Genomic DNA, 22,184 nt, shown 5'->3' with positions numbered 1-22,184 from the left:
TATGAAACCGATCGCGAGCATCTCGCTCGACCTCGACAATCAGTGGTCGTACATGAAAACCCACGGTGATGCGGGCTGGCAAAAGTTTCCGTCATACCTGGACCTTGCCGTGCCGCGAATTCTCTCGTTTCTTAAGGAGAGAGATCTCACGATCACCTTTTTCATTGTCGGGCAGGATGCCGCGCTTGAAAAAAATCATGCCGCCATCCGCTCGATCGCTGATGCCGGGCACGAGATCGCGAACCATAGTTTTAATCACGAACCTTGGCTGCACCTGTATTCCCGTGAAGAACTGGTCGAGGAATTCGAAAAAACGGAGAATGCTCTGGAAAATGTTACCGGCGTTCGTCCGGTCGGATTTCGCGGCCCCGGATTCAGCCTTTCACCGACCGTTTTAGACGTGCTTGGCGAACGTGGATATGAATACGACGGTTCGACTCTGCCGACATATATCGCACCGCTTGCGAGGGCGTTCTTCTTTCTAAAATCTCCGGCAATGTCACCCGAGGAGAAAGAAAAACTGAAGAAACTGTTCGGGAAATTTTCGGATGGCTTTCGCCCATTGACCCCACATCTGGTCGAAGCTGGTTCTAGAAAGATCGTCGAGATCCCTGTTACAACATTTCCGATCGTAAAAGTGCCCGTCCACGTTAGCTACTTGATGTATCTGAAAAGCTTTTCTTCGCTTTTGGCCAACGCATATTGGAAAGCGGCGATGCTCGCGTGCAGAATGACGGGAACTCAGCCGTCGCTCTTGCTGCATCCACTGGATTTTTTGAGTGGTGACGAGATCGAGGAGTTAAAATTCTTCCCCGGCATGGCAGTGCCATCCGCAAAGAAGGTTGAGTTTCTTGACCACATTACTGGTCTCCTGTGTAAGCACTACGAGGTCGTGACAATGCGGCAGCATGCTGAGACAGCATCACTCGCCTTACGCCGCACTTCGCAAGACCTGGCCCTGGAAAGGGCATAGGCACCTCGCAGAACTGATGTCACCCTCGCCATCAAAAAATGTTCCCCTCAATATTGCTGTACTGATCGCGATACACCTTGCTATCGCGATCCCGCTTGCATATCTACTGGGAATTTGGAACGACGAGGCTTCAACGCTTTACGCTACGCGCGATGGATTTTGGCTCGCCTTTCAGACCGCCGCTACCGAACAAAAGCAAGCCCCTCTCTACTTCTGGATAATAAGTTTGTGGCGGCAATTGAACGAGTCGATATTCTTTGCCCGGCTCTTCTCGATCGTCTGTAGTGTTGCTGCCATCTGGCTATTTTCGCGGCTTAGCGTTCGCATTCTGCCTGCAAAAAGAGCCCTTCTGGCGACGGCTTTCTTCGCTCTTCATCCAGCTCTAATATGGGCAAGTCTCGAGATACGCGTTTACTCTCTCGTGATACTTCTCTCGGTTGCACTCATACTCTCATTTCTGGACGCATTTTGGGAAAATAGCGAGCCAAGGTGGCCCTCGAAAGCACAATTCCTCGTTTTGGCTATCATCAGCCTGTACACGAACTATTACCTCGGCTTTCTTCTGGTCGGCTTTCTCGTTCCGCTTGTGCTAATGCGTCGATGGCGGAGTGCATTCTCCTACATCGCCCTAATGGCAGTCGCCGGACTCGCATTTCTGCCAATGCTGCTCGCGGTCAGATCGGAATTCCAGGACCGAAGCAGCTCCTATAGGGATCCTCGATCTCTTATCGTGGGGCTAAAACTGCTCTGGGAATATGTCCTAAGCTTCTTACTTCCGACCGAGTTATTCCCGGCCGGGGAAGCATCGACGGTGTCGATGATCCGGCTATGGCTGATACGGCTCTTGTTGTTGATCACTGCCGGATTTACCCTTGCTCGCTGGAGGCGATTGTCGTCTCAAACTGTGGGCCTGGCTGCGATCGCCGGCACTACCCTTGTCTTCCTGCTGGTCGCGTATTTCCTCCTCGGACGATGGCTTGTCGAATTCAGACATGCAACCGTCCTTTTTGCACCGCTGATAATATTTGGAGCGTCGCTGCTCAACGACATCTTTCCGGAACGCATTAATGAGCGGTCGATATCGGATCGTCTAGGAGTACCGGCCTTTGCCATTATTGTTATCGTATCGTTCTGTTATGCGGTAGTTAATCTTTATCCCAACCTTACAAAGAAAGGGGATTGGATACGTGTGGGCAAATACCTGGAACAAACCGAACGTCCGAATCAACCGATCATAATTTTTAACACTTATGATGCGATCGCCTTGCCGTACCATTACAAAGGCGTCAACCGGATCTATCCGGACGAGCGATTTTTTGAGTTCAGTTTCGGCACGACGTCACCCGATCGAACAAAAAAGAGAACTGACTACACTATCTCGAAGATCCCACCGGATGCCGCCGAGATATGGCTGATCGTCAGTGACGAATGCAAATGGCCAGGCGTTTGTGAGCCATTCGAAGAATTTATGCGGAATAATTATGACCGCGTAGAAGAAATGGAATTTTACGATCAGAAAGTTACATTGCTGCGAAAGAAGGATGTGGCCACGAACGTCCGGTAGGATACGCGTGTGATATTTGGCATCGGGCGGTATTCTCGAGGCTCGGCACCATTGGAAATTCTGTCGAGGCAGACTACAATGAGCTACGAGAGAAATTTGATCGTAAAAGATAGCCGATCAAAGAAGTAAAAAATCAATGTTTACTACGACTGATCCCAAAACAATGGATAAGCCAACGGTTAGATGCGCGGAGTGCGATCGTGAAGTGGTTCACTTCAATACGTTCCTATCACCGACGAACGTCGAAAGTGTAGTTTGCTGGCAGTGTCTGGAGCGAAAAGAAAAGGGTTTTAACGCAAAACGCGACTTTCGCCGCGTTTCGCGATCCGGCGTGATTCCGAGGTGATCGCGGGGCGATTCCTTTGATTGTAATAGACTGCAGTAGATAACATTATTTTTGGCAATGGCCGTTAGAAAGATCACGGAATATCCGGAAAAGGTGCTCGCTGAGGTTGGCAAATCGGTGACGGTTTTTGACCAGGATCTTGCAGATCTGTGCGCGGACATGTTCGACACGATGTACGATGCCGAAGGCGTCGGGCTCGCGGCTCCGCAGATCGGGCTTAATTTGCGGCTCTTCGTCATGGATTGCGAAGACATTAAACTCATCGCCGCCAACCCTGAGATAATCCACACCGAAGGCGAGCAATCGAGCCAGGAAGGCTGTCTTTCGGTCGGCAAAGTGCCGGCGGTCGTCGTTCGGCCAATGAAAGCAAGACTGCGGGCTCAGGATGAAAAAGGCGAGTGGTTCGAACGCGATGCCGAGGGTTACGCCGCACGGGCGTTCCTTCACGAGACAGACCATTGCGATGGCAAGCTCTTCATCGACCATCTGCCGAAGCTCCGGCGAGATATGGTCGTCAAAAGATTCAAAAAGGAAAAACGCTGGGATTGAGGGTTTATTTCGAGTACATCGAAAGGTCGCAAAAGGACATCTCAATGGGCGCGACAGATCGTTCGCACATTTCTAAATAGTTCAATAATGGGTCAGGAGGACCCGGCCATGAAAAAATATTTTCTAATTTTCGCGTTTCTGTTCGTCACTGCATTCGGTGCGGTCTCCGCATCGGCCCAGTGTGACCCAAATACCCTATCGCAGATCAAATGCAGCTATTACAACGAAGGCTATCAGGACGGCTCAAATGATGCCCGCAGCGGGCAGTCGAACGACTATAGGCGCTACAAAAACAAGTACGAACGTAAATACGAAGATAATTACCGCGACGGCTACAATGCCGGCTATAACAGCATCGGCTACGGCGGCGGTTCGAACGCAAGCGGCGAGGTGATCGCTTACGATCGCGGTTACTGGCTTGGCGGCAGCGATGCTCGTGCTAATGTCAGACGAAACTACAAGAACTATTCTGGCCAATACGACCGAAACTTTGAGAGATATTTTAGAGATGGATATAACGACGGGTATGATTTCAAACCGCGTAAATATCCTGCTCCTGAAAGGCCTGGAACGGTCTATCCTCCAAATCCAACTTATCCGGTTCCGCCGATCTATCCTCCGGTTTATCCGCAACCGGGCCTCGAGAACGGAACCGCTACTTGGAGCGGCCGCGTCGATGACAGGGCAAACATTGTGATCCGCGGAAATGCTATTTATGCTGAGAACGTTTCTGGAAACGGACTTCAAACAACCTATCAGAATATGGGTGGGTCGCTTCCGCGACGAAATTCGACGATCACGGTACAAAAATCAAGCGGCCGCGGCAATGTCACGGTAATTCAGCAGCCAAATCGCTCGAATAACTTCACGGCGATCATCCAGATCTCTGACACGAAAGGCGGTGCAGGCGATTACAAGATCGATGTCTCATGGACGGGAACCGGCGGTAACGTCGAGGAACCATACCGTCCGGGCAGCGTAATTTGGCGTGGCCGCGTTGACCAAACCGTCAACATCAGCGTCGCAGGAACCAGCGTTATGGCGGATGACATTTCCGGCACCGGACTTTCGGGAGCGGATTTCACGATCAACGGCTATCTAGCCAACCGTCCCGGCTCTGTAAACGTCCGCAAGGTCCGCGGACGCGGAACGGTCAAAGTATTAGAACAGCCGTCGTGGAACAACGGTTTCGCCGCCGTCATACAGATCTTTGACGCAAATGGCGGAGCGGATAATTATGAGATAGAGATAACCTGGTAAATCTGGACACCTAACTCACTGTTATTAAGGCCGGGAAATAGTTTCCGGCCTTTCTTTTTTGCTTAAGTGCGATTACGATACCCGATATCGAGTTATGAGATTTTTTCTAGCCTTTCACATCGCTTTGCTTTTGCTAACGACCTTCGTATTTGCTCAGGATTCGGAGATTCGAACCCTGAATCAAAACATCGCAGCGCTTTACCATCAAGGCAAATTTGACGACGCCATCCCTCTCGCCGAAAAGGTTGTTGCGATCGAGAAAAAAGCGTCGAAAAAGTCGATCGGGCATGCTTTCGCTCTGACAAATCTCGCCCAACTCAATAAGGAGAAGGCCAAAGCGATAAGAGCAAATATAGCCAAGTTTGAACCCCGAAATAGATTTGGTGCAATTTCCGAATCGAAAGCATCTGCCCAAAGGGCAAAGCAGTTTTATCGCGAGGCTCTCGACATTCATAAGAGCAGCAAGTCAGAAAACTCACCTCCGGCCATCTCGGTCAAGAATGAGCTCGCGTGGACCGTTTACAACTTCATCCTAAGCGATTCGATCGGCGAATCCCGCGCTCAGATCGACGAAGCTGAAAAACTCTATTCTGAAGCTCTTGCCGCCTCGGACGGCTTAGCTCCACCAGACATCGCCCTGCAATTGCTTACATTGAATAACTTCGGCGATTTCTACATGAAATTTGTAAATTTCGAGAAGGCTCTGCCATTATACGAGCGTTCTATTAAGGCCGGCGAAGCTAAATACGGTGATAAGAGTTCGCAGCTTATTGGTGGTTTGCGTGGCCTCTTTGAGATCTATTCGATCACGAGTCAGGATGTTGAGATGCGGTCAACCAAAGCAAGGATCGAGGCGATCTCCGGCACTGCCGAACAAACGCCCAAATATCGCGACCTTACCGCACGGTCCCGCGGGATCGCGAAAGTCGACGCGACTGGATTTATTCACACAGACCTGACCGATCTCGACAGATCCTACAAAACAACGGCCGAGATCCAAAGGATGCTGACTCCGCCGGGCCAATATATTGTGAGGTCGATCGAGGTCGAGTTGCTCGTGAACGAAGACGGAACCGTCGCTGAGGCGAAAGTAATAACGCCTTCGAAATATACTAAGCAGGTTGAAGAAGCCGCCATGGCCTCGAAATTCCGCCCGTTCGAATACAATGGAAAACGTCAGAAATTGAAAGGAAAGATCTATTTTAATTACAAGGATTAAAGATCACTTTTTCGTGAATAATGTGCGGTAAACCGGCAGCTCCTTGTCCTCTACCGCTTTTTCGCGCTCAGTTCGAACGGGAAACGGGTTGTGATCGATGGGAGTTTCGATGAGGTTTGAGTCCGCCCGAAAAAGCTCGAACATTTCGTCGGCCAAAAACTCGATATCGGTTTGAACGAATATCTTTCCGCCGGCCGCGAGTCTTTTGATAACGGCGTCGACAAGCTCCGTATTTACCATTCGACGCTTCGCGTGGCGGTTCTTGAACCACGGATCTGGAAACTGGATCGTTACCATCTGCAACCGGCCGGCGGGAATTTCGGCGAGCAGATTTCCGAGAAAAAGCATGGCATTGGCGAATTGATATTTAAGGTTTTTCAGTCCGGCCTCGTCCGCGAGCGAGTTTGCCTCATGAACTAAGGGCTCACGGATCTCAACGCCCAGATAATTCCACTCCGGCCGCTCAGCCGCCATACGCAAAATGAAACGCCCGCGAGCACACCCGATATCCAGGTGAAGCGGCAGCGTGGGATCAGCAAAAGTTGAAACATCGAACGGCGTCGGTTCTTGCCGGTAATAAGGTGAAAGTGGATTGACGTGCTGATGAACGCGAACGCGGGCCATAGATCAAACGATTCGAAGAATTAGCAAAATACTGAAAACACAGGTAGCGACATAGATCCCAAGAGCTGCTAGGCCGGCGATCTGAGTAAGGTTTCCGGCTTCCCTTGGATCCGTATGGTCGTCCGCGGGGATCTGCAAAAACGCATAAACGGCACCAACTATTAGCCCGCCGATGTGTCCGAAATTGTCGATCTGCTGAAATAGAACAAGGCCGAAGATCAGAATAAAGCCGATATTCATCAATAGGCTCTTCCGAAATTCCGCCGAAATGAAATGCCTGCGGCGAAACGCGTAAACGGCGAGATAGCCGATAAGCCCGACGATGCCGCCCGATGCTCCGACCGAAATACCGTCCGGAACGAAGATCAAACTCAAAACCCCGCCACCGATTGCCGATAGAAGGAAAACGATCGCGAGATGCGCGCGGTTAGTCAGCAGCTCAAAGACCTTTCCAAAGCTGTAAAAGGCGTAGCAGTTCATTAGCACGTGAAGCAGCCCGCCGTGAAGTGCCGCACCCGTAAGTATTCGCCAATATTCGTGCGCCCGCAGGAATGCCGGTTTATCAAAGGCGGCAGCTTCGATCGATTGGGAAAGTCCGGCGATCATTTGCACGACGAAAACTGCCCCGATCGCAGCGATCAAAACGATCGTGTAGACAGGTAAGGGCTGCCGCATCGCCTGCTGTGCAGGTTCTGCGGCGCGTAGTTCGTCTTCTTCTGTTTGATATTGCAGTGACATTTACATTGCCACGCCGCCGTCGGCCTGCATGACGTGTCCGGTAACGTACGCAGCAGAAGGTGAAAGCAAGAAGCATACGATCTCGGCGACTTCCTGAACATTACCAAGTCGGCCAAGCGGGATCGAGGCGAGGATCTTTTCGCGATATTCTTCGTTCATCTCGCTCGCCATATCGGTTTCTATGAGGCCGAGTGCGAGAGCGTTGACGGTGATCTTCCGGCTTGCAACTTCTTTCGCGAGAGATTTTGTCAGCCCGATCATCCCTGCCTTGGACGCCGAATAATTTGACTGGCCGAGCATTCCGACAACACCAGAGATCGAAGAAATATTCAGGATCGAACCGCCATTCTCATTACGCATCATCGGACGAACGGCAGCTTTCGAAAAATTCCAAGCACCTTTCAAATTCGTATCAATAACTGAATCCCAATCTTCTTCCTTCATTCGAAGGATCAGTTGATCGCGGGTTATTCCGGCATTGTTAACTAAGCAGTCAATGGTTCCAAATGCGTCCTTAACCTGACCGACAAATTCCGCCGCGGCGGCGGTACTGGCAACATCGCACTGAGCAACGTAAACCTTTACGCCCAGAGCCTCAACCTCAGCCTTCAGCTTTTCGGCTTCTTCAGAACTCTTGGAATAGTTAAACGCAACATTCGCTCCGCGTTTTGCGAGTTCGAGCACGATCGCCTTACCGATCCCGCGTGTTCCGCCGGTGACGATGACGGATCTTCCTTCAAATTGTTTTTCGCTCAAGATCGTAGATTCTCCTGTAAATTCAGTCTCGATTTTAGTTTGTCGCACGTAACGCGTCAAAGTCGCCGGTTTCTGCGTTGGACGCGGAAGCAGACTTTCTTTATGATTTCAGTACTTATGAAACCAGGCTACAAACTTCTCCGAGTGATCGTTAGTTCGATCCTGGTATGTTCTTTTGCCATATCTGCGTTTTCACAAACAAAGCCGATCCTCTTCCAAAATGCCACGATCATTGACGGAACGGGTAAAAAATCAGTTCGCGGCGATGTGCGTATCAAAGACGGCAAGATCGAGAAAATTGGCAAGGTCAAACCCTCGAAGGACGATGAGCTGATCGACGCCAACGGCCTCGTACTTGCTCCCGGATTTATTGATATTCACAATCATTCCGAATCCGGCCTTCTACGCGAAGGAACTGCCGCGAATCAGGTTTCGCAAGGTATCACGACCATTCTCGTCGGCCCTGACGGCGGAAGCCCTTGGCCGCTAGCGGAATATTTCACAAAGCTCGACGGCAAGATCGCCGTGAATGTCGGAGCCTTCATAGGCCACGCCGAAGTGCGCAGCCAGATCCTTAAAGAGGATTACAAACGAACCGCCACGCCTGAAGAGATCGCCGCCATGGCAAAGCTCGTCGATCAGGCGATGAACGAAGGAGCTTTTGGCCTATCGTCAGGTCTCGAATATGACGTCGGCTTTATGGCGACGATCGAAGAGATGATCGAGCTTGCCAAGGTTGCCGCAAGATACAAAGGCATCTACATGAGCCACATTCGCGACGAAGAAGAAGGCTTTCGTGCGGCGATGGAAGAGGCTATCAGGATCGGAAAAGACGCGAAACTCCCCGTGCAGATCTCGCACATCAAGATGGGCAATCGAAATGTCTGGGGAAAATCTGCCGAGGCTATCGCTTTGATCGAGTCCGCAAAAAAAGCCGGTCAGGACGTGACTGCCGACGCTTATCCGTACACCGCGTGGGCGTCAACGATCACTGTTCTCGTCCCGAGCCGCAAACATGAAGATCGAACTGAAGTTGAGACTGGAATTGCAAACGTGGGTGGTGCTGATAAGATCCTGATAACAAGCCATTCGGCGAACCGCTCGTACGAGATGAAAACACTCGCGGAAATTGCGGCATCGAAAAATATTACGCCGGTCGATCTTTACATCGAGATCGTCAAAAACGGCGGTGCGGGTGTTGTTTGTAATTCGATGAACGAAGACGACGTCAAAGCGTTTTACCAACGCCCATGGGTAATGGTCTCAAGCGACGGCGGCATCGGCAGCCGTCATCCGCGTGGAACCGGAACATTCACCCGCGTCCTCGGCAAATTCGTCCGAGAAAACAAATGGCTCTCTCTCGAAGAAGCCGTTCACAAAATGTCAGCCATGCCCGCCGCGCGTTTAGGCCTGAAAGACCGTGGTCTGATCAAAAAAGGAATGATCGCTGATCTTGTATTGTTCGACGCGAATACTGTGATCGATAAAGCAACATTTGCCGAGCCCCAGACGTTTTCGACCGGCATTCGCGCGACATTTGTAAATGGAACCAAAGTCTGGGACGGAGAGAAAATAACCAACAATACGCCCGGAGCGATCCTTAGACGGAAATAATTTTTAGCCCGCCAGCGCGTTCCGCTGGATCTCAAACAGCCGGTTTATTCCCGTGTCGGCAAGGATCAGCATTTCGTCCATCTGCTCACGCGAAAAGGGTTCGCGTTCGGCGGTGCCCTGTAATTCGATGAATTTGCCGGTGCCAGTGCAAACGACGTTCATATCGACGTCGGCGTTGGAATCTTCGACGTAGGCGAGATCAAGGATCGGCGTTACCTCAATAATACCAACGCTGACGGCGGCGACTTCGCTGATGATCGGATTTGTCTTTATCACGCCCGTCTTTACGAGCTTTCGGCAAGCAAGAGCAAGCGCGACGTACGCGCCGGTAATAGACGCACAGCGTGTTCCGCCGTCGGCTTGGATCACGTCACAATCCACATAGATCTGGCGTTCGCCCAGCAGTTTTGTATCGACGATCGCTCGCAAACTGCGGCCTATCAGCCGCTGAATTTCCTGCGTTCTGCCTGAAGGGCCGTTCTTCGTCTCACGCTGGGTACGAGTATTCGTCGCCCGCGGCAGCATCGCGTATTCGGCGGTGACCCAGCCGAGCCCTCTGTTTCGCATGAACATCGGCACGCGGTCCTCGACCGAAGCCGTGCAAATAACTTTCGTCCCGCCAACTTCAATCAGTGCCGAGCCTTCCGCATACGGCGAGATATTTGGCGTGATCTTGGTATTGCGGATCTGATCGTAGGTTCGGTTATCGGTTCTGATGTATGTCATGCTAATTTCTCTTCGGTTCCTAAACGGCCGGAACCTCTATCGCCTCGAGTTTTGAAGGCTTCGTGCCCAAAAATCTTTCGGCGACCCGTGAAAATCGATCCGCTGCGTCGGTGACGAAGAAATGGTCGAGATCGTCACAAAGTTCGCGAGTGCCGGCGACCAAATTCGGATTCCCGAGGCCTTTTTCCAGCAGCAGCTTTTCGACCTCTTCCGCCGTCGCTTCGCCTGAATCAACAAGCTTAACATTCTCGCCGACGGTTTGCTGAATCACGTCCCGCAGGATCGGATAATGCGTGCAGCCCAAAACCAATGCGTCAGGCTGAAATTCCTTCATCTGAGCCAGATATTTCGCCGCGATCGAATAGGTTTCCGCCTCGCCCGTCCAGCCTTCTTCGGCGAGCGGAACGAAAAGCGGACAGCCTGTTTGATAAACTTCGGCAGTCTCAGAGGCTCTTCGGATCGCCTCAAAATAGGCGTTGCTGGCAACCGTCGCCTCGGTCGCGATCACGCCGATCTTTGGGTGTTCGATGCCTTTTGTGATCTCAACCGCCTTTCGCCCGCCCGGACCGATCACGCCGACGACATCAAGGCCGATCTTCTCTCGGATCTTTGGCAAGGCCAAAGCCGACGCCGTGTTACACGCCACGACCAGCATTTTTATGCCCCGCGATGCCAAAAATACTGAATTCTCGATCGCATATCGCTCTACGGTCGCGAGAGATTTAGTTCCGTACGGCACCCGAGCAGTATCGCCAAGGTAAATAAAATGCTCGTTGGGCAGACGGTTGTGCAAGGCCCGGTAAACCGTCAGCCCGCCAACGCCCGAATCAAATATGCCGATCGGTAAAGTTCTCATTAACTAGTTTTCCCAGCGCGCGATCGAAGCAGGACGAAACCTGCGATCCCGACGGCGATCAGTAGCGCGAGAATTCGAAAAATTGGGCTTTGAGTAAGTGAACTGATAGTCGAAAATAACCAGCTTTCCGGTACGTCCTTAACGGGTTCGGTCGAGAGCCCCTGTTTCATTTCCAGACGCTTTTTTGCACCTTTCAAAAGGTCTTCAACCTTCTCCATTGCCTCTTTTTCGACTACGGCGTGAGCCATTCCGCTCAGCACACCGCCAAGCGAATCCGAGCGAGAAATGCTCGTAAATATTAGATATGTCTCAGCAGATTCGCCGGCACCTAACCGGATGAACCACGAAAACCCGAGTGATGCGTCGACGTAATGGCTTGCGTAGATCTGCTTTGTCGCCAGCGTCAGAACGAGATCATCGTTCACCTTCCGCGAATACCCTAGACTGTGTGTCAGTGTCACGATCGGCTTCAGCCCCGAATCTACGTTTGACCAGTCCAGCCTGCTCTCAGCTCCTGAAAGCTCCAATGCGGGGAATTTCTTCAGATAATTCACAAATTCCGGAGCAAGGCTGTGGACCATAACCGATTGCTCGAGCAGCACGCGGTATTCGTCGACCAAACGAACAGGATCTTTCTGATCCACATATTCGATCAGTGCCTGGTCACCGCGCTTACTGTAATCGTTGGAATATTCGACGAGCATCTGCTTGAAAAGGCTCGTCGCCTGAATCTCTTGCTGGGCCGAATTCCAATCAACTTCTGTCTGGAAACGCCTGATCATCCGCGCCGAAAGCTTAAGGTCACATTTACCGACGATACAGTTCTTAATGCTCTCGATATCTTTATCCTTAAGGGTGAGAGCTGCGAGGTCCTGTAAAACAGGCGGTGACGACAACCTGCCGCCATCGAGCAAAGCTCTGTTGTCCCTCTGGCTCAGCACCTCGCGAAAAGCCGCGAGGTCGATGCTTTGGACATCCCGCAACCGCACCGCCCCAAAGACAGATACCTTTCGTTTATCCTTCAGTTTTAAGACTTTAACGAGAAAGTCGCCGTTATTGAGCGTTGTGATCTCGTCTGCGGATAAGGCCGCATCGTCGGTAATAAGCCTGACGAATTTCTCCTTCGAGAGCTGCGCGGACGCGATCGGGGTCGACACAAATAGCAACCCGACCAACCCAAACATCAATAAACTCGCGGCTCGACGGCATCGCATAAGACCACACTTTCCTATTCGATTATCACCCAATTCTGCAAATAATAAAACGGACCTGAAACTTCTATTTTGAAGTCTCAGATCCGTTTTTTGAAATGGTGGAGGCGGCGGGAATCGAACCCGCATCCAAAGGTTGCGACCAGTAAAATCTACACGTTTAGTCGAGTTCACTTATGTTTCGCATACGATGAGCAGATGAACCGACAAGACCTCTTCGTACGCTAACCCGGCTAACATTTCGGGCTTCGTTCGCAGGTGGTGAACGAGCCCTAGCTTGTACTGAGTTATGCCTTACGCGGTCGCTACAAGCTGACTTCCGGTAAGACACTTGAGGTTAGTATTTAAACTAAGCTGCAAGGGCTAATTCTTGATTAGCATTTGTTTTTTGCAAGTTTTTTTAACGAGCTCACAAGCAAAAAGCCCGACGTGCATTCAAAGATCTATACAAGCCCCTGTCGAAGCCTGTCGCCCCCATTAGGGAAAGCTAGTCTACCCCATTGAGATGAAAAACAAAAGGTAGACGTTGCCGACCATTTCGAGGCGCAAAAACCGCCAATTTTCGATCGAGATCCGAGTGAAATTTTTTGTCCGACCCCAAATTTTCCAATTTTCACCCCAATTCCCCCCAAACCCCCATTTTCACTGCCATTGGTCAAACTACTTTCCCAGATTGTTCACACCAAAACCCGAGATTGGTAGAGTAATTCCCAAGTTTGGTCAAACGTTTTCCGAGACGAAAACCACCAATTTCCGGCACGCACCGATACCAAATTTGACGAATTCCGGTCCGCCGTCGATTTTCTTTCGATGGGTACCAAGATGGGGATAAGATGGGAAATCGCGCAGAAAATTGAAAAGAGGTCCCCCCTTGCGCTACTGCGATCCTCATCGACGGCAATCGGATATTTTTGAATCGCAACATCGCAAGTCTGACCACAAAATTTTATAAGAACTGCAATATCGCACGCCTGAGTCGTCAACACTCCGGTTTCGTAGGAAGCCGGAATGCTTGAGAAATTACGATAGCAGGCGTATGATTGCGGAAAAATAATCCCATCTTCCCAATTATGAAATATCCCAGAAAAGACGTCCGCAGTTTTGGTTTTGCGTTAAAGCACTCTCGACCAGTTATCTTTGGCTTGGTCTTATCGCTATTGGTGATCTTTGCGCTTTTTCAGAACGGCGGACGGGTCGTCGAGGCTGATTCGAGCATCGGAAATGTTGCTGTCTGTTCAAATCCCCGAGCCATTACCGTTAATCCCGTGACAAATAAAATCTACGTAGCCTGTACCGGCGGCGGAGTCGCTGTGATTGACGGTTCTAACAACTCCACCTCCGGAGGGGGGAGTGGGGATCGGCCCTACGCCGTTGCAGTCAACCCCGTAACCAGTAAAGTGTATGTTGCAAATCTCGGGGGCAATAACGTAACCGTTACGGATACAAATGACAACTCGACCGCGACCGTGACTACCGGCACGAATCCATATGAGATCTCAATAAACTCGATCACAAACAAGATCTATGTCGCCAATTCAGGTAGCAACAATGTAACAGTGATAGACGGAATAACCAACTCCACAACAAACGTTTCCGTTGGCGATTTACCCGTTGCCGTCGCGGTCAATCCGGTAACGAACAAAATATACGTAGCTAATAGTGGTAGCGGGAATTTAACCGTCATTGACGGTGCGACCAACTCGACAACAACGGTTGCGGCTGGTACGGGCCCCCGTGACATTGTCGTCAACCCGGTGACGAATAAGATTTACGTCGCGGTTGAATTCGGTTCGAGCGTAAGAGTAATAGACGGAACTAACAATTCGACGATAAGCGTACCGGTCGGTACAAATCCATACGCCGTCGCGGTGAATCCGGTCACGAATAAGATATATGTTGCTAATCAGGGTAGCAATACCGTGACGGTAATCGATGGTATGAATAACTCGACGTCAACCGTTCCAACGGTGCCAAATCCAGGTGCAGTCGCGATCAATTCGGTTACGAATAAAATCTATGTCGTTGGCGGAGGCGTCACGGTCATCGATGGTGCAAACAATTCGACGACAAATTTGGGAGCGGGTGGCATTCAGCCATTCGCCGTCGCCGTTAATCCCGTAACGAATAAGGTCTATGTCACGAATCTACAAAGCTCAAATGTGACGGTTATTGACGGTTCGTACAACACAACAGTAACAGTAGCGGCTGGTACCACGCCGATTGCCATTGCAACAAATCCAGTGACCAATAGGACGTACGTTGCGAACCGCGACAGCAACAACGTGACGGTAATTGACGGGACTAACAACACAACTGCAACCGTTCCCGTTGGCATAAATCCTCATGCGCTTGCGATCAACCCGACAACTAACAAAATCTATGTGGCGAATCGTAACAGCAACAGTGTTACCGTCATCGACGGCGGCAGCAACTCAACAGTCTCCGTGCCCGTTGGCAGCAATCCACTTCAGTTTTCGATCGCCGTTAACGCAGTTACTAACAAAATCTATGTTGCTAATTACGGAGACAACAACATTACGATTATCGAGGGTTCAAATAACTCCACGACTAGCGTGGCGGTGGGAATAGGACCATACGGGATCGACGTGAATCCGGTTACGAATAAGATCTACGTTGCGAATTCCGGTAGTTCGACCGTAACAGTGATAGACGGCAACAATAACACGGCGGCGACGGTCCCAGTCGGTGAGCGTCCAAACTTTGTTGCTGTAAATGCGGTGACAAACAGGGCTTACGTTGCCAATTTTAATTCTAATGACGTGACTGTGATCGATGGAGCCAATAACAATACCATAACCGTGCCGACCGTTTTGCAACCCATTAGTTTGGCAATCAATTCGATTACGAATCGAGTCTATGTTGGCCCAATCGGCGGCAGTCTAATGACTATAATTGATGGTTTCACCAACATCTCGACGACGTTACCGGTTGCGTCAAGAGGCTTGGCGGTAAATACGGCCAACAATAAGATCTATGCAATAAATAATAATCCCCTAACGGTGATAGATGGGACAAATAATTCGACCACGACAGTTGCAGTCGGGTCGGGGTCCGAAGCCATCGCGGTCAATCCGATTACGAATAAAGTATATGTCGCTAATATAGGGACCTCGAATGTATCGATCATCACCCCTGCTCCTAGTAATTCGATCCCACTCAATACCGTTGCAGAGCCTTTTCCCTCAAATACGACACCAAGTGCAACTCCAACGTTCACATTGACCGCAACGTCTACGTATTCTCCGACCGTACCTCCGCCAAGGAACATTTATTTCCAGATGGACACGACCAACGGGACATGGACAAGGGCCACGAATTCCGGAAGCACGGCGACGACAGTTACGGCAAACGCAATACCCGCTACTTTGCAGAGGGGATTGCACACTATTTATTTCTTTGCGACCGACGGTTCAGACGCGACTTCGATTAATCCGATCACGGGTGAGCAGTTGGTAGAGACTGAATCTGTTGAACTAGGTACAAGTTCACCGGAATCTAGTCCGGTGATTGGCGGGATCAATGCGTACTCGTTCCTAGCGAATATTCCGTGCACGTTCGGGGTCACCCCAAACTCCCAGAACTTCGGGTCGTCGGCTGGAGCAAGCTCGGCAACGGTGGAAACAAATGGTTGCTCCTGGAACGCGGTCAGCAATAATCCATGGATAACGGTCACTGGAGGAAATTCCAGATCAGGTAATGGCTTGTTCTCTTTTTCCGTAGCGGCGAACAATGGTCCGGCGCGAACGGGAACCATAACGATAGGCGGACAGACGGTCACGATAAATCAAGCAAATGCCTGCACATATTCAATTTCGCCGTCTAATAGCAATATTTCCGCTAACGGCGGGAACGGTACGACAAACGTGACCAGCGTCACTGGTTGCACATGGGCTGCCGCCAGCAACGACGCTTGGATCACTATTACAGGCGGAAGTTCAGGGAGCGGTAATGGAACCGTTTCATATAGTGTTCAACCAACGAACGGTCCGGCACGGACGGGAACCTTTACAGTTGGCGGACAAACTTTTACGGTCTCTCAAGCCTCCGGTTGCACGTATTCACTCGCACCAACGAGTACGAGTATCGGTTCAGGAGCAGTTGGTAGTAGTTTCGCTTTAACTACCTCAAATAGCGGATGTACTTGGACATCGGTAAGCAATAATCCCTGGATAACGATCAGCGGAGGAACCAGCGGAACGGGCAATGGAACAGTCTTTTTTAACGTTCAGGCGAACACCGGCCCTGCACGAACCGGAACGATAACCACTGGCGGACAGACATTCACGATCGATCAGGCGAATGGTTGCACGTTCGCTCTTTCCGCTCCGAGTGCCAATATCGCGGCTGGCGGAGGAAACAGCAGCTTCACGGTCACAACCGTTGCTGGTTGTTCTCGAACGGCCGTCAGTAATGACGCCTGGATAACAGTTACCGGAGGAGGTTCGGGCACTGGCACTGGAACGGTTTCCTTCAGTGTGCAGCCAAACATCGGGCCAGCTCGAACCGGGACCATTACAGCGGCGGGACAAACATTTACGATAAACCAAGGTTCCGGATGTACGTTCTCGATCTCGCCGACGAGCGCAAATGCTTCGGCAACAGGCGGCAATGGAAGTTTCGCCCTTACAACGGTCGCGGGCTGTAATTGGACGGCAGTTAGCACCGTGCCGTGGATAACGATAACCAGCGGAAGTTCCGGTTCGGGTAATGGCGATATTTCATTCAGCGTGGAAGCAAATACGCTAAATGCCCGTTCGGGAACTATTACTGCAGGCGGAAGAACGTTTGCGGTGAATCAGGCTACGGGCTGTACGTTTTCTCTATCATTACAAAGCGTTAGTATCGCTGCTTTTGCCAGCACTGGCGGGTTTTCGATCAATGGCATTCCGGCGTGCTCTTGGACGGCAGTAAGTAACGATCCGTGGATAACAATAACCGGCAACAATTCCGGCAACGGCAGCGGCAATATTTCATTCACGGCAACGGCTAACTCCGGACCACCGAGAGTTGGGACAATAACTGCTGGTGGACAGACCTTTACGGTTAATCAGGCAAATGGCTGTGCATTTGCGTTTTCGCCAAATGGCACTTCGTTTTCGGCGAGTGGCGGAGTGGGTGGTTTTAACGTCACAACAAATAGCGCTTGTATTTGGACAGCGATAAGCAACGCAAACTGGATAAATGTAACCTCTGGCTCAGGTACGGGGAACGGCTCAGTTACATTTTCTGTTCTGGGTAACAACGGGGCCGCTCGAACTGGTGAGATATCGATCGCATCGCAGATATTTACTGTCAACCAACTCGCACCAAATAACCTGGTGTCGATCACAGGTCGTGTATTAACGCCTACCGGGCTTGGGGTTCGCAATGCTCTGGTAATACTAACTGACTCCCAAGGAACACGGCAGACCGCTACGACGAGTTCCTTTGGCGTGTACACGTTTACCAGCGTGCGATCGGGCGAATCATATTTTCTAGGGGTTAGCTCAAAGCGTTATCGGTTTGCTCCAAGATCTATAACTCCAACTGCAAACATGACGGATATCGACCTGATCGGATTGGAATAGCGCCGTTCAGGGATCTTGATGTTATCTTTTTAGACGGCGGGAAAGCTCGCCGTCTTTTTTTATGGATTTTTTTGAGTTGACTTTAGAAACTATTGATGTGACTTCGGTGGCGCGGCGGGTTGTGCCGGAGGGGTGTGGGGCGACGGTTACGCTTGATGGGTATGCTCGGCGGTTTACGCGGGTTAGGGAGACGGGTGAGGTTCGGGAGACGGAGTATTTGGTTTATGAGGCCTATGAGCCGATGGCTCTGAAGGAGATGGAGAAGCTGATCGGGCGGGTGAAAGGCGAGTTTGAGATTGCGAATGTGGGGATCGTGCATCGGTTGGGACGGCTCGCGATCGGAGAGACGAGTGTCGTGATATCGGTCGCGGCTCCACATCGTCGGGCCGCGTTTGCGGCTTGTGAGTGGCTGATAAAGGAACTAAAACGGACGGTGCCGATCTGGAAAAAGGAAGTCTATGCCGATGGCGAGGTCTGGGTCGAGGGCGATGCAGCGGAGCACATACCAGCGACAGAAGAAAAATGAATTGCCTCCAGCTTTAGCTGGAGGTCAACGGCAATTAAGATTGGGCTTTAGCCAAATCGCGATACCTATACGGGCCCGCGAACGTTTCGGCTGAAGCCTATCTTTTTTACACAAAAAAACCTCCAGCTAAAGCTGGAGGCAATTGAAAAAACTCTTCATAAATTTAAGACTTATTTCACCGGCGCACCTGATGCCGCCTTGTCGCCTTGCATTCCGAAGGGGATGGTGGTGCGGCCTTCGGTGGAGCGGCTGAGGAGCCATTTGCCGTCGGTGGGGCGGAAGACGCCGAGGTCGGTGCGGCCGTCGCCGTCGAAATCTCCGGGCGAAGGCACGTCGGTAGCTAGGCCGAATTTGGTGTAATCAGGCTCCTGCGTGGTGCTCTGATAGATGTACCAGACGCCGTCGGACGGGCGATAGACGGCGAGATCGGCTTTGCCGTCGCCATCGTAGTCGGCGGGAACCGGTTTGTCTTCGCCGAGGCCCCATTTCGCGACGAGATTTCCCTCTTTCGAACGCATGATGTGCCACGTGCCTTCGGATGGGCGAAAGAGCGCGACGTCGGCGATGCCGTCGCCGTTGTAGTCAGCGGGAACAGGCTTGTCTTCCTTGATGCCGTACGGGATCGTGACCGAGCCAGCGGTCGAAAGGTTGATCCACCATTGGCCTTCGGACGGGCGATAGACTGCCATGTCGGCTTTGCCGTCGCCATCGTAATCAGCCGGTGCGGGAATGTCGGTGCCGAGGCCATATTTTAACTGGGTGATCGTGCCGGTCGAGCTTTCGATGATGTGCCAGGTTCCCTCGGAAGCACGGTAAACGGCGATGTCGGTCTTGCCGTCGCCGTCGTAATCCGCCGGGACGATCGTGTCCGTCGCGACGCCGAAGGTCGTCTGAAAACCGCCTTCGCTCGACCGCGAAATATGCCAACGTCCGTCAGCCGGACGAAAAACCGTCAGATCCGACCGCCCGTCGCCATCAAAATCAAAAGCCACATGCTTCTGCTGCTGAGGCACCGCCAACATCGAACCCGCCAAGCAAAGAACTGCCGAAAACAAACCTATCGCCTTTTTCATATTCGCTCACCGCCGTATTTCTGGATAATAACATCTTTAGAGATGCTTCGGATAGGGTTTTGCGATGCTTGCGGTGTTTCGCTTTAGCCTCCGGAGACAGCGGTAAATATCGCAAGCTCATCGCCATCGCGGATGATCTCGTCGCCAGTGGCGTATTCCTCATTGATCGCAAGCAGTAATTTGCGGGACGCGAGCTCGGGCGTTGCGGCCAGCAATTGTTCGAGTGCAGCTTTGCTTGTGCTCCCCGGCACGATCTCAATTTCGTTGGAGCGCTTACCGGCAGCGTCCGCGATCGCACCGAAGAAAAGGACCTTTACTTTCATAGGGTCTAGCTTATTAAATTCCTCATATAAAAGTCATAGCCGCTGTATAATTAATACAGATACTATGGCCGCTGCAAAGATCAAGATCGCAAAGCCCAACGGTATCGAGATCGGCTCTCGTGCAGCGATTCGGCATTTTGTTGACGATTCGTTCGACCGCATCACCGGGGCGAGGCTGATCGGCGGGAATTCCGTCCGGCTCCTGGTCGATGCTACGGAAAACTATCCGGCTTGGATGGATGCGATCGAGAATGCCCGTGAGCGGATCTATTTTGAGAGCTATATCATCCACGATGACGAACAGGGCTACATTTTTGCTGATGCACTGATCAAAAAGGCGAAGGAGGGAGTCGAGGTAAAACTTATCTACGATTGGCTCGGCGGCGTGGGGAAGACTTCACGATCCTATTGGAGGCTCCTTCGCAATAACGGCATCGAGGTAAGGAGATTCAATCCGCCGAGCCTCCTCGACCCGTTGGCGATCCTCAACCGTGATCACCGAAAAACCCTCGTCGTCGATGGCCAAACAGCTTTTATCAGCGGGCTTTGCATCGGCAAAGCGTGGGTCGGTGATCCAGAAAAAGGAATTCCGCCGTGGCGCGACACCGGCGTGCAGGTAACCGGTCCGGCCGTCGCGGATGTGGAGGATGCATTTGCTAACGTCTGGGCAGCGATCGGCAGCCCGCTGGAAAGAACCAGGCATCGTAAACATAAAAGAAATGACGACGCAGGATCAGTTGCTCTCCGTGTTGTTCAGAGCGAACCCGGAAAAGCATGCGTTTACCGAACGGATCAACTGCTTGCCGCGTCGGCACGGGAAACGATGTGGATCAGCGATGCGTATTTTGTGGGCATTCCGTCTTATCTTCAGTCGCTTAAAGACGCGGCCGGCGATGGTGTAGACGTTCGGATCCTGGTTCCTCAAGCAACGGACATAATGATCGTTCGGGATACGACCCGTTCAACTTACCGTCCACTTATCGAAGCAGGTGTGCGCGTCTTCGAATGGAACGGGCCGATGATGCATGCAAAAACTGCAGTTTTTGATGGGAAATTCTCGCGCGTTGGTTCCACGAACTTAAATATTTCGAGCTGGTTCGGAAATTATGAGTTGGACGTGCTGGTCGAGGATGAAGGGTTTGGCCGGCAAATGCAGGAAATGTTTATAACGGATCTTGCCGGAGCTACGGAAATAGTCCTTGAGGACACATTCCGTAAAAAACGCCTGCATCGCACCAAACGCCTCAAGCCCCGTAACGGAACCGGAAGCGTTCGGAAAGCAACGGCCGGAGCCCTGAACGTGGCGACATCCCTAGGCGCCGCTATGACGAACCGCGTACCGCTCGGTGCTGCCGAATCTCGGCTGCTATTTATCGTCGGAACGCTGCTGCTGCTTCTCGCGGCCCTTCTGATCAAATTCCCTCGAGGTGCATCAACGCCGTTCGTGGTGCTGCTCCTACTTTTCGCGATCCCGACTCTAATAAAAGGGATCAGAGCGTATTGGAGACAAAGATGAGCAAACTTCGCATCGCGACCTACAATATCCATAAATGCGTTGGGATTGACCGCAGATATTCTCCGGAACGCATCGCCGAAGTTCTTGAGGAGATAGATGCCGACGTTATCGCCCTTCAGGAGGTTTTGTGTCATTCCCGGGAAAACCGGCGTGATCATCAGGCCGAGTTTATTGCAAATGCTTTAGGGATGGACTTTCGATTGGGTGAGAACCGCAGGATACGAGGCGGCGAATACGGGAACGCGACGCTGAGCCGACTTCCGATCGATTCTTTCCGAAATCACGAGATCACGGTCAGCCGGTATGAGCCTCGTGGCTGTCTGCGGACCGAGATCAGGCTGCATGACGGAAGGGTTTTGCAGTTTTTTAATCTGCACATGGGAACTTCGTTTTTTGAAAGGCGAAAGCAAGTCCACAATCTGCTTGCCGATCATGTATTGGACGCCCACGGATTGGCAGGTGACAGGATGATCGCCGGCGACTTTAACGAGTGGATCAGCGGCATCACGACGAAGCTTCTACGCTCAAAATTCAGAAGCGTCGAACCAAAGCTCCATCTCGGTACGAGCCGCAGTTTTCCGGGATTCCTACCTCTGATGCATTTAGATCACATCTACTTCGACGATACTTTTACGCTCACGAACGCGACTTTGCACAGAACTAAGCTTTCGCGCGTCGCCTCCGACCATCTGCCGATATTCGCTGATTTCGAGTTCTGATCT

Annotated in this window: 18 protein-coding genes and 1 other RNA gene; 10 read left to right on the top strand and 9 right to left on the bottom strand. The window is 51.5% G+C overall.

Translation table 11 applies throughout. From position 1 onward, the window contains the following. Nucleotide 1 precedes the first annotated feature (1 nt). From IPG22_11690 to IPG22_11670, 5 genes are all read left to right on the top strand, one after another. Complete coding sequence (locus tag IPG22_11690) at nt 2-973, top strand: polysaccharide deacetylase family protein (protein ID MBK6588947.1); 972 nt, start codon at nt 2-4, stop codon at nt 971-973. Nucleotides 974-989: 16 nt separating this feature from the next. Then, a complete protein-coding gene (locus tag IPG22_11685) occupies nt 990-2,537 on the top strand; it encodes a glycosyltransferase family 39 protein (protein ID MBK6588946.1) in 1,548 nt (515 codons plus the stop codon). A 403-nt stretch (nt 2,538-2,940) separates the two neighbouring features. Next, nucleotides 2,941-3,432, top strand: a complete 492-nt coding sequence (gene def, locus IPG22_11680) for a peptide deformylase (protein MBK6588945.1) — start codon at nt 2,941-2,943, stop codon at nt 3,430-3,432. 108 nt (nt 3,433-3,540) lie between these two features. Next, nucleotides 3,541-4,692, top strand: a complete 1,152-nt coding sequence (locus IPG22_11675) for a hypothetical protein (GenBank protein MBK6588944.1) — start codon at nt 3,541-3,543, stop codon at nt 4,690-4,692. A gap of 94 nt (nt 4,693-4,786) precedes the next feature. Further along, nucleotides 4,787-5,911, top strand: coding sequence for an energy transducer TonB (locus IPG22_11670; protein MBK6588943.1), 1,125 nt, complete (start codon nt 4,787-4,789; stop codon nt 5,909-5,911). 3 nt (nt 5,912-5,914) lie between these two features. Here the strand turns inward: IPG22_11670 and trmB are convergent, their stop codons facing one another. Genes trmB through fabG form a run of 3 tightly spaced genes read right to left on the bottom strand, consistent with a single transcriptional unit; the run spans nt 5,915 to nt 8,029 of the window. After that, nucleotides 5,915-6,535 carry a tRNA (guanosine(46)-N7)-methyltransferase TrmB gene (trmB, locus tag IPG22_11665; GenBank protein ID MBK6588942.1) on the bottom strand — a complete coding sequence of 207 codons (621 nt, stop codon included), beginning with the start codon at nt 6,533-6,535 and terminating at the stop codon, nt 5,915-5,917. Nucleotides 6,536-6,538: 3 nt separating this feature from the next. Further along, nucleotides 6,539-7,273, bottom strand: a complete 735-nt coding sequence (locus IPG22_11660; protein ID MBK6588941.1) for a rhomboid family intramembrane serine protease — start codon at nt 7,271-7,273, stop codon at nt 6,539-6,541. Further along, complete coding sequence (fabG, locus tag IPG22_11655; GenBank protein MBK6588940.1) at nt 7,274-8,029, bottom strand: 3-oxoacyl-[acyl-carrier-protein] reductase; 756 nt, start codon at nt 8,027-8,029, stop codon at nt 7,274-7,276. A 102-nt stretch (nt 8,030-8,131) separates the two neighbouring features. Between fabG and IPG22_11650 the strand changes: the two genes are divergently transcribed. Then, entirely contained in the window at nt 8,132-9,643 is a 1,512-nt protein-coding gene (locus tag IPG22_11650) for a D-aminoacylase (GenBank protein ID MBK6588939.1), read from the top strand. A 3-nt stretch (nt 9,644-9,646) separates the two neighbouring features. On the opposite strand, the gene rph is transcribed toward IPG22_11650, so the two are convergent. The 4 genes from rph to ssrA form a co-directional block, all read right to left on the bottom strand. Continuing rightward, the gene (rph, locus tag IPG22_11645; protein MBK6588938.1) at nt 9,647-10,369 is read right to left on the bottom strand and encodes a ribonuclease PH; all 723 of its coding nucleotides are present in this window, start codon (nt 10,367-10,369) and stop codon (nt 9,647-9,649) included. Between the two features lie 19 nt (nt 10,370-10,388). Beyond that, nucleotides 10,389-11,225, bottom strand: coding sequence for a glutamate racemase (locus IPG22_11640; protein MBK6588937.1), 837 nt, complete (start codon nt 11,223-11,225; stop codon nt 10,389-10,391). After that, entirely contained in the window at nt 11,225-12,439 is a 1,215-nt protein-coding gene (locus IPG22_11635; GenBank protein ID MBK6588936.1) for a hypothetical protein, read from the bottom strand. The genes IPG22_11640 and IPG22_11635 overlap by 1 nt, the downstream gene beginning before the upstream one ends. A 96-nt stretch (nt 12,440-12,535) precedes the next feature. Next, nucleotides 12,536-12,912: a transfer-messenger RNA gene (ssrA, locus tag IPG22_11630) on the bottom strand. 594 nt (nt 12,913-13,506) lie between these two features. On the opposite strand from ssrA, the gene IPG22_11625 reads away from it, so the two are divergent. Further along, the gene (locus IPG22_11625; protein ID MBK6588935.1) at nt 13,507-18,024 is read left to right on the top strand and encodes a hypothetical protein; all 4,518 of its coding nucleotides are present in this window, start codon (nt 13,507-13,509) and stop codon (nt 18,022-18,024) included. A 61-nt stretch (nt 18,025-18,085) separates the two neighbouring features. Next, the gene (locus IPG22_11620) at nt 18,086-18,550 is read left to right on the top strand and encodes a molybdenum cofactor biosynthesis protein MoaE (protein MBK6588934.1); all 465 of its coding nucleotides are present in this window, start codon (nt 18,086-18,088) and stop codon (nt 18,548-18,550) included. Between the two features lie 170 nt (nt 18,551-18,720). Here the strand turns inward: IPG22_11620 and IPG22_11615 are convergent, their stop codons facing one another. Both IPG22_11615 and IPG22_11610 read right to left on the bottom strand, forming a co-directional pair. Beyond that, nucleotides 18,721-19,623, bottom strand: coding sequence for a VCBS repeat-containing protein (locus tag IPG22_11615; GenBank protein ID MBK6588933.1), 903 nt, complete (start codon nt 19,621-19,623; stop codon nt 18,721-18,723). Between the two features lie 83 nt (nt 19,624-19,706). Next, nucleotides 19,707-19,946, bottom strand: a complete 240-nt coding sequence (locus tag IPG22_11610; protein ID MBK6588932.1) for a MoaD/ThiS family protein — start codon at nt 19,944-19,946, stop codon at nt 19,707-19,709. A gap of 64 nt (nt 19,947-20,010) precedes the next feature. On the opposite strand from IPG22_11610, the gene IPG22_11605 reads away from it, so the two are divergent. Together IPG22_11605 and IPG22_11600 are read left to right on the top strand one after the other, a co-directional pair. Further along, nucleotides 20,011-21,462, top strand: coding sequence for a cardiolipin synthase B (locus IPG22_11605; protein MBK6588931.1), 1,452 nt, complete (start codon nt 20,011-20,013; stop codon nt 21,460-21,462). Then, a complete protein-coding gene (locus IPG22_11600; protein ID MBK6588930.1) occupies nt 21,447-22,181 on the top strand; it encodes an endonuclease/exonuclease/phosphatase family protein in 735 nt (244 codons plus the stop codon). Before IPG22_11605 ends, IPG22_11600 begins: the two co-directional genes overlap by 16 nt. Nucleotides 22,182-22,184: the final 3 nt, after the last annotated feature.

The sequence above is a fragment of the Acidobacteriota bacterium genome, from assembly GCA_016703965.1.
Taxonomy (GTDB): Bacteria; Acidobacteriota; Blastocatellia; order Pyrinomonadales; family Pyrinomonadaceae; genus OLB17.
The sequence above is the reverse complement of the archived record's forward strand: the minus strand, read 5'-3'. Positions and strand labels throughout refer to the sequence as shown.

Excerpts from the sequence above, each read along its gene's own strand:
- IPG22_11605 (MBK6588931.1), top strand. The coding sequence starts at position 20,011 with ATGGCCGCTGCAAAGATCAAGATCGCAAAGCCCAACGGTATCGAGATC.
- IPG22_11670 (MBK6588943.1), top strand. The coding sequence starts at position 4,787 with ATGAGATTTTTTCTAGCCTTTCACATCGCTTTGCTTTTGCTAACGACC.
- IPG22_11650 (MBK6588939.1), top strand. The coding sequence starts at position 8,132 with ATGATTTCAGTACTTATGAAACCAGGCTACAAACTTCTCCGAGTGATC.
- IPG22_11660 (MBK6588941.1), bottom strand. The coding sequence starts at position 7,273 with ATGTCACTGCAATATCAAACAGAAGAAGACGAACTACGCGCCGCAGAA.
- IPG22_11610 (MBK6588932.1), bottom strand. The coding sequence starts at position 19,946 with ATGAAAGTAAAGGTCCTTTTCTTCGGTGCGATCGCGGACGCTGCCGGT.
- IPG22_11635 (MBK6588936.1), bottom strand. The coding sequence starts at position 12,439 with ATGCGATGCCGTCGAGCCGCGAGTTTATTGATGTTTGGGTTGGTCGGG.
- rph (MBK6588938.1), bottom strand. The coding sequence starts at position 10,369 with ATGACATACATCAGAACCGATAACCGAACCTACGATCAGATCCGCAAT.
- trmB (MBK6588942.1), bottom strand. The coding sequence starts at position 6,535 with ATGGCCCGCGTTCGCGTTCATCAGCACGTCAATCCACTTTCACCTTAT.
- IPG22_11675 (MBK6588944.1), top strand. The coding sequence starts at position 3,541 with ATGAAAAAATATTTTCTAATTTTCGCGTTTCTGTTCGTCACTGCATTC.
- IPG22_11625 (MBK6588935.1), top strand. The coding sequence starts at position 13,507 with ATGAAATATCCCAGAAAAGACGTCCGCAGTTTTGGTTTTGCGTTAAAG.
- IPG22_11685 (MBK6588946.1), top strand. The coding sequence starts at position 990 with ATGTCACCCTCGCCATCAAAAAATGTTCCCCTCAATATTGCTGTACTG.
- IPG22_11640 (MBK6588937.1), bottom strand. The coding sequence starts at position 11,225 with ATGAGAACTTTACCGATCGGCATATTTGATTCGGGCGTTGGCGGGCTG.
- IPG22_11615 (MBK6588933.1), bottom strand. The coding sequence starts at position 19,623 with ATGAAAAAGGCGATAGGTTTGTTTTCGGCAGTTCTTTGCTTGGCGGGT.
- IPG22_11690 (MBK6588947.1), top strand. The coding sequence starts at position 2 with ATGAAACCGATCGCGAGCATCTCGCTCGACCTCGACAATCAGTGGTCG.
- def (MBK6588945.1), top strand. The coding sequence starts at position 2,941 with ATGGCCGTTAGAAAGATCACGGAATATCCGGAAAAGGTGCTCGCTGAG.
- IPG22_11620 (MBK6588934.1), top strand. The coding sequence starts at position 18,086 with ATGGATTTTTTTGAGTTGACTTTAGAAACTATTGATGTGACTTCGGTG.